The 11,717-nt window shown below is 64.1% G+C and carries 16 protein-coding genes; 7 read left to right on the top strand and 9 right to left on the bottom strand.

Annotated features, from left to right (window positions below):
- Both AC01FP_RS14050 and AC01FP_RS14045 read right to left on the bottom strand, forming a co-directional pair.
- Nucleotides 1–308, bottom strand: a 308-nt coding sequence (locus AC01FP_RS14050; protein ID WP_474481094.1) for a transposase, incomplete at its 3' end; no start/stop codon positions are given.
- A 249-nt stretch (nt 309–557) separates the two neighbouring features.
- Nucleotides 558–746, bottom strand: a complete 189-nt coding sequence (locus AC01FP_RS14045) for a hypothetical protein (protein ID WP_127432044.1) — start codon at nt 744–746, stop codon at nt 558–560.
- A 104-nt stretch (nt 747–850) separates the two neighbouring features.
- On the opposite strand from AC01FP_RS14045, the gene AC01FP_RS14040 reads away from it, so the two are divergent.
- The 3 genes from AC01FP_RS14040 to trxB all read left to right on the top strand — a co-directional run bounded on the left by AC01FP_RS14040 (nt 851) and on the right by trxB (nt 4,183).
- The gene (locus AC01FP_RS14040; RefSeq protein ID WP_474481091.1) at nt 851–2,311 is read left to right on the top strand and encodes a DEAD/DEAH box helicase; all 1,461 of its coding nucleotides are present in this window, start codon (nt 851–853) and stop codon (nt 2,309–2,311) included.
- 85 nt (nt 2,312–2,396) lie between these two features.
- Nucleotides 2,397–2,660 carry a hypothetical protein gene (locus AC01FP_RS14035; protein WP_474481089.1) on the top strand — a complete coding sequence of 88 codons (264 nt, stop codon included), beginning with the start codon at nt 2,397–2,399 and terminating at the stop codon, nt 2,658–2,660.
- A 143-nt stretch (nt 2,661–2,803) separates the two neighbouring features.
- A complete protein-coding gene (gene trxB, locus AC01FP_RS14030; RefSeq protein ID WP_474481087.1) occupies nt 2,804–4,183 on the top strand; it encodes a thioredoxin-disulfide reductase in 1,380 nt (459 codons plus the stop codon).
- A 73-nt stretch (nt 4,184–4,256) separates the two neighbouring features.
- On the opposite strand, the gene infA is transcribed toward trxB, so the two are convergent.
- Complete coding sequence (gene infA / locus AC01FP_RS14025) at nt 4,257–4,523, bottom strand: translation initiation factor IF-1 (protein WP_094560946.1); 267 nt, start codon at nt 4,521–4,523, stop codon at nt 4,257–4,259.
- Nucleotides 4,524–4,720: 197 nt separating this feature from the next.
- Between infA and AC01FP_RS14020 the strand changes: the two genes are divergently transcribed.
- Nucleotides 4,721–5,404 carry a pseudouridine synthase gene (locus AC01FP_RS14020; RefSeq protein WP_474481093.1) on the top strand — a complete coding sequence of 228 codons (684 nt, stop codon included), beginning with the start codon at nt 4,721–4,723 and terminating at the stop codon, nt 5,402–5,404.
- Nucleotides 5,405–5,410: 6 nt separating this feature from the next.
- Here the strand turns inward: AC01FP_RS14020 and AC01FP_RS14015 are convergent, their stop codons facing one another.
- The 4 genes from AC01FP_RS14015 to AC01FP_RS14000 form a co-directional block, all read right to left on the bottom strand.
- Entirely contained in the window at nt 5,411–5,626 is a 216-nt protein-coding gene (locus tag AC01FP_RS14015) for a hypothetical protein (protein ID WP_254936629.1), read from the bottom strand.
- A gap of 66 nt (nt 5,627–5,692) precedes the next feature.
- Nucleotides 5,693–6,655, bottom strand: coding sequence for an NAD(P)H-binding protein (locus tag AC01FP_RS14010; protein WP_474481086.1), 963 nt, complete (start codon nt 6,653–6,655; stop codon nt 5,693–5,695).
- A gap of 81 nt (nt 6,656–6,736) precedes the next feature.
- Nucleotides 6,737–6,838 (bottom strand): cytochrome b6-f complex subunit PetM, encoded by a 102-nt coding sequence (petM, locus tag AC01FP_RS14005; RefSeq protein WP_474481083.1) that lies wholly within the window; start codon nt 6,836–6,838, stop codon nt 6,737–6,739.
- A 23-nt stretch (nt 6,839–6,861) separates the two neighbouring features.
- Complete coding sequence (locus AC01FP_RS14000) at nt 6,862–8,094, bottom strand: class I SAM-dependent methyltransferase (RefSeq protein WP_474481082.1); 1,233 nt, start codon at nt 8,092–8,094, stop codon at nt 6,862–6,864.
- On the opposite strand from AC01FP_RS14000, the gene AC01FP_RS13995 reads away from it, so the two are divergent.
- Both AC01FP_RS13995 and ilvN read left to right on the top strand, forming a co-directional pair.
- A complete protein-coding gene (locus AC01FP_RS13995) occupies nt 8,027–9,001 on the top strand; it encodes an alpha/beta fold hydrolase (protein WP_474481080.1) in 975 nt (324 codons plus the stop codon). The genes AC01FP_RS14000 and AC01FP_RS13995 overlap by 68 nt on opposite strands.
- 36 nt (nt 9,002–9,037) lie before the next feature.
- Nucleotides 9,038–9,568 carry an acetolactate synthase small subunit gene (gene ilvN, locus AC01FP_RS13990; protein WP_474481078.1) on the top strand — a complete coding sequence of 177 codons (531 nt, stop codon included), beginning with the start codon at nt 9,038–9,040 and terminating at the stop codon, nt 9,566–9,568.
- Here the strand turns inward: ilvN and AC01FP_RS13985 are convergent.
- Together AC01FP_RS13985 and AC01FP_RS13980 are read right to left on the bottom strand one after the other, a co-directional pair.
- Nucleotides 9,565–10,278: a peptidylprolyl isomerase gene (locus AC01FP_RS13985; RefSeq protein ID WP_474481076.1), complete on the bottom strand. Its 714-nt coding sequence runs from the start codon at nt 10,276–10,278 to the stop codon at nt 9,565–9,567. The two genes, ilvN and AC01FP_RS13985, sit on opposite strands and share 4 nt — an antisense overlap.
- Nucleotides 10,278–10,829 carry a photosystem I assembly protein Ycf4 gene (locus AC01FP_RS13980; RefSeq protein ID WP_474481074.1) on the bottom strand — a complete coding sequence of 184 codons (552 nt, stop codon included), beginning with the start codon at nt 10,827–10,829 and terminating at the stop codon, nt 10,278–10,280. Before AC01FP_RS13980 ends, AC01FP_RS13985 begins: the two co-directional genes overlap by 1 nt.
- 229 nt (nt 10,830–11,058) lie before the next feature.
- Here AC01FP_RS13980 and AC01FP_RS13975 point away from each other — a divergent pair.
- On the top strand, nt 11,059–11,717 hold a 659-nt coding region (locus tag AC01FP_RS13975), incomplete at its 3' end, for a photosynthetic reaction center family protein (RefSeq protein WP_474481072.1).

Raw genomic sequence — 11,717 nt, 5'->3', positions numbered from 1 at the left:
CTGGTGGAGATGCCGCCGGTGTAGGCCTCCATCACCACGGCGTAGAGAGCCTTGTCCACCCGGCGGCGTGGCTCGAGCCAGTCGGGAAAGAAGCTGCCCTGCCTCAGTTTTGGGATGGCCAGACTGATGTCGCCTACCTGGGTGGTGAGTAGCCGCTGGCGGTAGCCGTTGCGGTGGGTGGACCGCTCATCAGGGCAGCGTTCATGGCGCGTGGCTCCAATGGCAGCGGAAACCTCGGCTTCCAGCAGTTCCTGGAAGCCCCGGCGCACGATTTCAGGAATCAGGGCGCCAGCGGTGGTGCCCTCCATGAGCTGGGCCAGCTCGGAGGCGCCACTATGGGTAAGGGTCATGGTCTGTGTTCGGTTTGGTGGTAGTTCTCCGAACAGGGTCACAGACCGGCCCACCCATTGCCACAGCTGATGTCTGAGGGAGGCGAGCCGTCAGCCCCGGCTACGCCGGGGCTGATCCCCCTGAGTTACACCACTCCATGGGACGCCGCTGCTGAGCAACACAACTGCGGCAAATGTGCGCAGTTGCCCATCCAAACCAGGTAGAGCTCAAAACAGGGGAAGCAGCTCTTGTTCAACGCAGCTGGCCTGCGGCAGGGCGCCCTGGTGACGCAGCTGGCGCGCCCGCAGGATCATCGGATCGATGTCGCATTCAAGGGCCCAGCAGCGGTTTAGATGCCAAAGCTGCAATGCGGGAGCCCAGGCCCAGGCATCCGGATCGGGGCAGGAGTTCGCCATAGGGAAAACAGCAGGGGAACCGGAGGTTGAACTGAAACTAGGCACGCTGGGCCATAAGCCCATAGGCCAGATCACCCATTTGCAGCCCTGGCCACAATGGCGTGATGGGATTTCCTTCCTTCGACCTGGGCATCCCGCCGCCCACAACAACCGCCGTGCGGCCCAGGCAGTGGCAGAGCCGCCTGATCCAGCTGCTGCGGGCCCGCCTGCTCAACCACCAGCCTGGTGGCCATGACGTGCTGATCCATGCAGGGCCGGGGGCGGGCAAAACCCTGGGGGCCCTGCTCAGCTTCCTCACCCTGCAGCGGGAGGGGCGGCTCGATCGCTTTTTGATCTTCTGCCACCGGAGCTCAATCGCCCGTCAGTGGCTGGGCGCTGCGGAGCGCCTCAACCTGCGCCTGCTGGAGTGGGACCCGGAGCAGGGGCTATCAGTCCTCGAAGCAAATTCAAACTGGGATGGCCTGCTGCTCAGTTATCAGTGCACGGCCCGGCACCGCCTTGCCCTCGAGGCAGCCCTACCCCGCATAGCCCTGGGGAAATGGCTGGCAATTGCCGATGAAGTGCACCACCTGGGCCTTGATCCGGATGAACCGGAAGCGGCGGCCTGGGGCTTCGCATTTAGCCAGCTCACCGCTCCAGCCCGGCTGCGGCTTGGCCTCACCGGCACCCCTTTCCGCGCCGACAACCTGGCCTTCTGCGCCGCCCGACGGGTAAAAGTGCGCGAGGGAGATCAGGTGATCGAACGCATCGCCCCCGATTTGAGCGTGGAACCCCGCCAGTTGATTTTGGCCGGAGATGTGCGCCCCTTGGAATTTCGCTTCCAGGACGGCTGGGTCGACCATGGCAGGCCCCAGGCCTCCGCCGACACCGAAACCTCGCCCCTTTCAGCTGAAGCGCGGGAGAGCTGGCGAGCCCGCAACTTGCGCCGCGCCATTCAACTGGGAGATGCCAGCAGCATCGCCCTGCGGCTACTGCTCAAGGCCCGTCAACGGCTGCAGCGGGTACGGGCCCACCACCCCGAGGCCGCCGGCCTAGTGATTGCGCGCGACATCGCCCACGCCAGACGCATCACCGGCCTGCTTGAGGAGGAGGGCGACCGGGTGCACCTGGTGCATTCGCAGGACCCAGAGGCCAGCGCCCGCCTAGCCGCCTTCCAGACGGGCACGGCCGACTGGCTAGTAAGTATTGATATGTGCGCCGAGGGCTTTGATGCCCCACGGCTACGGGTAGTGGCCTACCTCACCACGGTGGTCACCCGCAGCCGCTTCGTGCAGGCGATCACCAGGGCCGTGCGCATGGATGGCCAACGCGCCGCCTTGGAGGCCGTGCCGCGGGAGCCGTCCTACGTATTTGCCCCGGCTGATCCTCTGCTGATTCGCTACGCCAGCAGCTGGTCGATCAGCGAGCCCTACCTGATCCGGCCCCGATCAGCCGCCGTGGTGCCGGAAGCAACGGATAGCGGCCGGGGCGGATCCATGCCGCTGCAGGCGGTTCAAGAACACATCGGCGCGGTGATCAGCATGGGGGGTCCGGAGCTACCCGGTTTTCTGCAGCGAACTGCGTGAAACCTGCAGCATCGATACAAGAATTCCGCACAAATTTGCGACGTTGTGTCAACCAATACCTTGGCGTGGTCCATGGCCCGGCAGCGTGGTGGGACCCAAGGGAGAGGTGAGCATGGATGCCGCAGCAAATCGCCGCCTAACCGTTGCTGTCAGCTGGGCTTTGGCCCGCCGAGCCACCCTCGATTCCCTTGAACATTTCGAAGAAAGCTTTGCGGTCACGGAGGAATTTCGGGAATGGCTGCTCTGCTTGGAAGATCAACCGGAACTCCTTGCTGCGAGCGTGCTGATGGTGCCCCGCAACCTCGGACAAGGAATCCGACAGGCCAGCGACGGCATCTTGGAAATATGAGCCGATTTGAGATGCAAATCCGGCGCAAATTGCGCTCGAATCTAAAGCAAATCTAAAGACTTTTCCGCCCGGCTCCCCCGGGCGCTCCAGCAGGCTGCCGCGCCGACCCCCTAGGCTCAACTCATAGTCGATCCGCTTAAGCCATGACGGTTTCGGGCCTGTCAGTTGAAAACTTGGTGATCGTGGGCTCGGGACCCGCTGGCTACACCGCCGCCATCTATGCCGCCCGGGCCAACCTCAGCCCCGTGCTGATCACGGGCTTCCAGGACGGTGGCATCCCCGGCGGTCAGCTGATGACCACCACCCACGTTGAGAACTTTCCCGGCTTTCCCGACGGGATCATGGGGCCGGAGCTGATGGACAAAATGAAGGCCCAGGCCGTGCGCTGGGGCACCCGCCTGATCGAGGCCGATGCCACGGCAATCGACCTCTCCCAGCGCCCCTACCGCATCACTGCCGAAGGCCAAACCATCGAAACCCAGGCCGTGATCCTGGCCACCGGCGCCAGTGCCAACCGACTAGGCCTGCCTAGTGAGGAGCGCTTCTGGAGCCAGGGCATCAGCGCCTGTGCGATCTGCGATGGCGCCACGCCCCAGTTTCGTCAAGCCGAACTGGCCGTGGTGGGTGGAGGCGATTCCGCCTGTGAGGAGGCCGTTTATCTGACCAAATACGGCAGCCAGGTGCACCTGATCGTGCGCGGCGACAAGCTGCGGGCCAGTGGCGCCATGGCCGATCGGGTGCTCGCCAACCCCGCCATCACCGTGCATTGGAACCGCCAAGTGGCGGATGCCAGCGGTGGCGACTGGCTCGAAGCAATCACCCTCAGGGATCCCAGCAGCGGCGCTAGCGAGGAGCTGCCGGTGAAGGGCCTCTTTTACGCCATTGGCCACACCCCCAACACCCGCCTAGTGCGAGGCCAATTGGAGGTTGATAGCCACGGGTACCTGGCCACCCAGGCAGGCCGCCCCGAAACCAGCGCTGCCGGTGTCTACGCCGCTGGCGACGTGGCCGATGCGGAATGGCGTCAGGGCATCACCGCCGCCGGCAGTGGTTGCCAGGCAGCCCTGGCCGCTGAGCGCTGGCTCACCCATCACGACCTAGCCGTCACGGTGAGCCATGAACCAATTGAACCAGCCACCGTCGGCGAACCGGTGAGCACTGCCACCAGCGACGCGGACAACTACGACGCGGAAGCCCTTTGGCAGAAGGGAGGGTTTGCCCTGCGCAAGCTTTATCACGACAGCAGCAAGCCCCTGCTGGTCGTCTACACCTCACCGACCTGCGGTCCCTGCCACGTGCTTAAGCCCCAGCTCAAGCGCGTGCTCGATGAGCTGGGCGGAGCTGCCCAAGGCGTGGAGATCGACATCGAGGTCGAGCAAGAAATTGCCAGCCAAGCCGGTGTTACCGGCACCCCGACTGTGCAGCTGTTCCACAACAAGGAGCTGAAACAGGCCTTTAAGGGCGTCAAGCAGCGCAGCGAATTCAAAGCCGCGATTGAAGCCATACTTGGGGCCCCAGCCTGAGGCTGGCCCCCTAGCGACGTCCACCCCCAGAAGGGGTTGTGTTCAGCGGAGCCGTCGCACCGAAAGGTGCGCCTTAACGCCTCCTAGGCCCACCAGGGCGGTTGCCGCCGGGACGGGGACCGGCAGCCGCATTGCGCTCACGGTAGGTGATGCGGCCGCGGGTGAGGTCGTAGGGGCTGATCTCAACCAGCACCTTGTCGCCAGCCAGCAGCTTGATCCTGAATTTGGTCAGCTTGCCTGCCGCCCGGCAGAGACATTGGTGACCAGCCGGCTGCTCCAGGGTCACCAGGTAAAACCCGTTTCCCTGTTCTTTTTCAATCACACCGGAGGTCTCGATCATGCGGGGGCGCTGTCTGGAGGTTCAATCGTTCCAAATAGCTTAATTGCCGCCCGACAGGCGATAGGGTCTGGCTCACCTGTGCCGTTTTGGCTTCACCATGGTTTTGCCGCCGCTTTCGTTGGATCTGGGGCTGCTGCTGATCTCCATCGGTGTGGTGAACCTCTGGAAAGCCCGTCAAGCCAGCTGAACTCAGGCCGCTGACCACCCTTCTTTTCCATAAGCCCTACGGGGTTTTAAGTCAGTTCACGCCAGAAGCCGGCTGCGACTGGGGTTGTTTGGCGGAGTTCATCCCGATTCCGCAGGTTTATGCCGCCGGCAGGCTTGATGCCGACAGCGAGGGATTGCTGCTACTCACCAGCAATGGCCGCCTGCAGCAGCGACTCACCGACCCCCGCTTTGGCCACTGGCGCCGCTATTTGGTGCAGGTTGAAGGAGAGGCAGCTGCCCACCCGGAGGCCTTGGAGCTGCTGCGCAGCGGCCTCTTAATTCAGGGGCAGCGCACTCTGCCGGCTCGAGCCCAGCCGATCAGCGATCCAGGCCTGCCAGCGCGCACCCCGCCGATCCGTCAGCGGGCCGCCATTCCCACCAGCTGGCTGCAACTGGAGCTGCAGGAAGGCCGCAACCGTCAGGTGCGTCGCATGACGGCCGCCGTAAACCTGCCCACCCTGAGGCTGCTGCGGGTCGCCATCGACCTGATGGACGGAGCTGCCCCGCTCGAGCTCAATGGTCTGGCAGCGGGGCAATGGCGCGAGGTGGACGGAGCCGAAAGCCAGCGCCTCGAGCAGCTGCTTAAGCCTTCGCGGGCCATAGAAAAAATCTCACCTGGTCGGGGCGGCCGGGCCGGCGGCGGGAAATCAGGGCGGGGCGCAGGGGGCGGATAGGGCGGCTTAGCCGAGCACGTCCTTGAGCTCCCGCACGCTCTGCAACTGGCCGTAGTAGTAGTTGGCACGAGCCCGCCGGTCAGCATCATCGAGACCATCGAAGGCATCGAAGCCCAGGGTTTGCCATAGCTCGTGGCCGCAGGCCCGATTGAGCTCTTCGGTGGCCTCAGCCTCAAGGTTGGCCAAGCGGCGCTGCAAATTTTTGATCTGGGCAACCGACATTCACACTCCCATGCAACGAACTAATAGTACAGGTGAACTGGCGGTCGCGGTCTCTGGTGCCAGGGCTTAGAAGGGCAATTTCTTTTTGGCTTCCTTATCGAGGTCAGTCTCCATCTCGCGCAGGCGGCGCAGGATCGTGTCGTAGTACTCCTTGAGGTAGGCCTCCAGGCCGGTGGTTTCAGCCGGATCTAGCCCGAAGGCCTCGTAGCTGGCCTCCATTGGTGCATCAAGAGCTGAGCCCCCACCAGTGACCGCTTCAAAAGCCAGCCGCTCGGCCACGTTGAGGCTGGCCTCAAAGAAGCCGGTCACAGAGCGCATCAAGCCCAGCAAGGCAGGCGGCACCCGAAAAGTGCGGGCTTCTTTACCCGTGAACCGCTCACAGAGCTGGGTGATTTCGCTGGTGGTCCAGGCCCGGGGACCCACCACTGGAAAAGCTTGGCGAATGGTTTGGTCTCGCTCCAGAGCCGCTACGGCAAAGCGGGCCATGTCCTGGGTGTTCATGTAGGCGATTGGGGTGGGCGAGCCACTCACCCAAACCGTCTGGCTTTCCAGCACGGGAATCGCAAACTGACTGATAACCCCCTGCATGAAGGCAACTCCGCGCAGGATTGTGTAATCAAAATCCGAGGCCATCAGCCAGTCTTCGGCGCAGGCCTTGATGTCCATCAAGGGCACGTCGCGGTGCTGGTGCGCATCTAGCAGGGACACAAACACCAAACGCTTCAGCGAAGCGGCCTGGCAGGCGGCGAATAAATTCTGGTTGCCTTTCCAGTCGATGTCGTAGGCGCTTGCGGAATCCGTGGCGCGGGCGGTAGCCGCATCTATTACTGCGTCCTGAGCTTCCAGGGCATAGGCGAGGCTTTCCGGCTCGAGCAGGTCGCCGCGGGTGAGCTCGCAGCCCCATTCCTGCAGGAAAGCGGCCTTACGGGGGGAGCGCACCATGCAGCGCACCTGATGGCCTGCATCGAGGGCACGGCGGGCAACTTGCCGGCCCAGGGTGCCCGTTCCGCCAACCACCAAAACCTGCATTAGCAACCTTCAAGCGGGCCCGAGCCTAGGTGTCCGACGGGTCGAGCCGGGGGCAGGGGGGATCTAACTGGCCTATGGGGCTCAGTCTTTGTCGGCCAGCTTCAACAACAGAGCACCGCCGGCAAGACCAACGGGGATCAGTATCCAAAACAAAGCTGCGGTACCGAAAATTTCAGCAGCCATGGCGAAGTGAGTGGAAGTCTTTCCTATTTAGCAGTGCCAGTGGCCATTCCAACCAACTGAGCGGCGGTCTGCAGGATCTCACCCCAGGTTGCCTCGCTGCGCAGCTGACCTGGCATCACCCCACTGACCTGGGCCGACCAGCCCCCCGCCCGCAGGGCCGCCACCAAGCTGAGCAGCGGTGGCGGCCCCCCTTTGAGGCGGCGCGCGATTTCCGCCAGCGGCCAGCAGCGGGCCGGTAGTCCCCCATCAGCAAGCAGACGGGCAAGCAGGCGAGCCCCCTCCGCACTGAGACTTGCCCCTGGATCAACCTCAGCGAACGCCTGCATTTCAGCCAGCAGCTCAGGCTCCTGCAGCGGGCCGATCCAGAGAGGACCGCTGATCGCCAGTGGCGCAATCTCGCCGGCAGGGCAATAACAGGGCTGCCACTGACGCAAGCGAATCAATGGCTGCACCTGCTGATCGCCGCAGCCATGGCAGTGGGCCAGCATGCCTAGGTGCTGCTCCTCCCCTGGCTCGCTGCTGCGGCGCAGGCGCACCGCGCTGCGAAAGGTGCGCCCCTCACTGAAGCTAAATAGGGGCTCGACACCGCGGCCCAGCGCCCAGGCCGCTCGAGCCACGCTGCCAAGTTGCAGGCGCAGGGCCAGCTCCCAGCTGGCGGGATGGGCCCGGGCCGCCGCCCCCAGCAGCCGAATCGCAGCAGGGCGGTCGTGGCCGGTGGGGGAGCGGCCATCGGTGCTGGCTAGGTAAAGCACACCGCCGAAGGACACCGCCTCCAGAGCAAGCGGCAGCAGGGCCGTGGGGCAGCCAAAGCCATCCAGATCTAGGAGATCAAAACGCTCCTGGCGCTGCAGGCAAGCCGCCAGCAGGTGCTGGGCAGTGAGGGCGCTGCAACGCAAACCCGACAGAGATTCCAGGTTTTCATGCAGCAAAGGCAGCCGATCCGGATCAGCGTCGTTAGCCCACACCGCCTCGGCTCCAGCCTCCAGGCCATAGCGCAAGGCCCGGATGCCGCAGCCGGCCATGACATCGAGCACCCGCAAGGGGCCGCGGGCCGCCAGCGTGCGGGCGAGCAGCACCCCCAGATCCCGGGAAGGACGCGACTCCGGCCTAAAAAAACCGGCGCCGGGCAACAGGCGAGCCCTTCCTTCGCAATAGTGAGGGTCGGTGTGCTGGCTCAGGAGATCAACCGTGGCTGCAACAGTCCAGCCTGCACCTCCACCCGCGGCGGACTGCAGCTCAGGGGCGGAGTGGGGCATACACGCCGATTGGCTCTGGCGAGGTGAGCGCTGCCACTGGCGGGTGCTGGGGGAAGAAAATGCCCCGGCCCTTCTACTTGTGCATGGCTTCGCCGCCGGCAGCGGCCACTGGCGCCGCAACGCTGCGGTGCTGGCTGCAGCCGGCTGGCGGGTGTATGGCATTGATTTAATTGGCTTCGGCGCCTCAAGCCAGCCGTGCCTGCGGCTGGACAACCGCCTCTGGGCCAGGCAGCTGCAGGCCTTTCTCGAGCAGGTGGTGCAGGGGCCCGCCGTGCTGGTAGGCCATTCCCTCGGCGGCCTGGTGGCCCTCAGCTGCGCCGTGTTTTTTCCCCAGCTGGTGCGAGCCGTCGTGGCAGCCCCCCTACCCGACCCAACCTTGCTGCTGGCGGACAGCGGCAGCCCACCCCGCCGGCGGCCCTGGCAACGCCGGCTGCAGCGCTGGCTCGTGACCCTGCTCTGCCGGCTGCTGCCCCTGGAGCTACTGGTGCCCCTGATTGCCCACTCGCCCCTGCTGGATTTAGGCATTCAGTCGGCCTACAGCGAAGCGGTGATCGGCGACAGGGACCTGCACCGGCTGATTGCCAGGCCAGCCCGACGGCCTGGAGCGGTGCGGGCCCTGCGGGCGATGAGCATCGCCATGGCCCTGCGTCCCCACGGGGCCACTGCCCCAGCCCTGCTGCGCAGACTGGGCCGTCCCCTGCTGTTGATCTGGGGGCAGCGCGACCGACTGGTGCCCGTTCAGGTGGCCCAGCAGGTGCGGCGACTGCGGCCCGAGCTACCCCTAACGGTGCTGCCTGGCAGTGGCCACTGTCCCCATGACGAACATGCCGACGCCTTTAACTCCGCCCTACTTCAATGGCTTGGTCAATTGCCAGGCGCCGAGACCCTTGCTGGGCCAGGACGGTAACTTGGCATGCAGCCACCGCCGCGGATCCCTCAGGAGATGAAACACACCCTTTCGGTGTTGGTGGAAGACGAATCTGGTGCCCTCAGCCGCATCTCCGGCCTATTCGCCCGCCGCGGCTTCAACATTGAAAGCCTGGCGGTGGGTCCCGCTGAAAAGGCTGGCATTTCCAGGCTCACCATGGTGGTCGCAGGTGACGATCACACCCTCGAGCAGATGACAAAGCAGCTCGACAAGCTGGTCAACGTGCTGGGGGTGATTGATCTATCCCACATACCTGCGGTGGAGAGGGAATTGATGCTGCTGAAGGTGTCGGCCCCTGCCGAAACCCGCAGCGCCATCCTTGATCTGGTGCAAGTGTTTCGCGCCAATGTGGTCGACGTAGCCGATGACGCCCTGACCCTGGAGGTGGTGGGCGACCCTGGCAAGCTCGTTGCCCTCGAACAGGTAATGGAGGGCTACGGCATCCTGGAAATCGCCCGCACCGGCAAGGTGGCTTTGGAGCGGGCTTCGGGCGTAAACACCGCCTTCCTCAAGGTCACCGCCTCCAGCAAGCGGGTACCCGCCTAAGGCTTGCCCTGCACCAAAGTTCCGCCCGACACCAGCGTGGCCTTAACGATCTTGTCGCCCTGGCGGATCTGGTCGACCACCTCCATGCCCTTACTCACCCTGCCGAAGACGGCGTAACGGCCATCCAGTTCAGGCAAAGCCTGCAGGGCCACGTAGAACTGGGCGCTGGCGGAGTTGGGATCGGCGGAGCGGGCCATGGCAACTGCTCCGCGTTGGTGGGCTAAGGCCAGTTGGCGCGTAGTGCCAGGGGCAGTTACCGGCTCGCCGTAGCGAGGCTCTGCTTCGTCGCTGCGCTTGATCTCCAGGGGAATCAGACGGGGTACTCCCGTGGCTGGATCCACGAAACTGCCCAAGCCGTGCTGGCTGGCTGGGACTTTTGGATCAGTACTGGTGGGGTCTCCACCCTGAACCACGAAAGGAACGGGCTCGCGCACCACCCGATGAAAGGAGGTGTCATTGTATACGCCGCGCTTAACGAGATCAACAAAATTGCCGGCCGTCAGTGGTGCCGCCGCTCCATCGAGCTGCAGCTGCACCTCGCCCTTATCAGTCTGCAGGGAGACAGTGGCAGTGCCGCTAAGACAGGGGGTACTGGCTGAGCTGCAGCCCATAGGACTGCTGCCACCATCTGCCGCACAGGCAACCAGAGAAAGGGGCGCTAGCAACAACAATCCGCCTAGGAGCCACCTACTCCACCAATTGGTTGTCATCAAACTCCCTCCAGCGGCACGCCCAAAAAGCGGGCAAGCTGGGCGCCAGACAACTCCAGATCGGCCAAGGGCATGGGCTCGCCAACTCTGGTCAAGGGCATATCCCGCCTGCCCTGCACCTTGAGGGCCAGGCGACGCCGGGGATTAAGGCCATCACGCACCTCCACCTTCACAGCCTGAATCTCCCGTAAAGGGATATCCACTGTGATCGCCTGGCGAAAGCCGCGGCGACTGATTGTGGCTGTTCCAGCAACCCGATCAAAGCGGTTGCTACCGGCGCCAACGTCGATGCCGATCACAACCCAGAGGTAGGCACACAGCGCCATGGCGGCCAGCCCGTAGAGCCCCATCACCAAACCCTGGGGCAGCCAAGCCAGCTCGGCGGGGTGGCCGATCGGCAGCAGATCGATGCCGAGATAACTGGAGACACTGGTGAGCAGGAAGCCGATCCCGCCCGTGGTCACCACCAGGGCAACCAACACATTGGAAAGGCGCCGTGAGCCCAGCACCGGCAGCTCAAGCAGGGGGGCAGGAGCCTGGGGGGAGGCCATGACCTGGAGCAAGGAATGGCGCCATCCTGACCGGTCGGCGGGGGAGCTGGGCGGATCGAGACCAAGCGCTCAGAAGTGAAGCAAAAGACAGTCAGAAAACCGCTGCGAAAGCCCAGCGAAAGGAAGCCATGTCAGCCCGTTTCAACCGGTCTCACGATCCGCTTCAGCGTTGTTACGATCACCCGGTAATCCCACAGCCTCCGCGGGTTTCCCGCACCGTTTCATCATCATGACGATCGCTGTAGGGCGCGCGCCAGCAGCACGGGGATGGTTCGACGTCCTCGATGACTGGCTCAAGCGCGACCGCTTCGTATTTGTGGGGTGGTCTGGTCTGCTCCTGTTCCCCACGGCCTATTTGGCTCTGGGTGGCTGGCTCACCGGCACCACCTTTGTCACTTCCTGGTACACCCACGGCATTGCCAGCTCCTACCTAGAGGGCTGCAACTTCCTCACCGCTGCTGTCAGCACCCCTGCTGATGCCATGGGCCACAGCTTGCTGTTGCTTTGGGGCCCAGAAGCCCAAGGCGACTTCGTGCGCTGGTGTCAGCTCGGTGGCCTCTGGCCCTTTGTTGCCCTGCACGGTGCCTTCGCCCTGATCGGCTTCATGCTGCGTCAGTTCGAGATTGCCCGTCTAGTGGGAATCCGTCCTTACAACGCCATCGCCTTTTCTGGCCCGATTGCGGTCTTCGTCAGTGTTTTCCTGATGTACCCCCTCGGCCAGAGCAGCTGGTTCTTTGCTCCCTCCTTTGGTGTGGCGGCAATCTTCCGCTTCCTGCTCTTCCTGCAGGGCTTCCACAACTGGACGCTCAATCCCTTCCACATGATGGGAGTGGCCGGCATCCTCGGCGGTGCTCTGCTGTGCGCCATCCACGGCGCCACGGTCGAGAA

Source organism: Cyanobium sp. NIVA-CYA 375 (genome assembly GCF_056108345.1).
The sequence above is the reverse complement of the archived record's forward strand: the minus strand, read 5'-3'. Positions and strand labels throughout refer to the sequence as shown.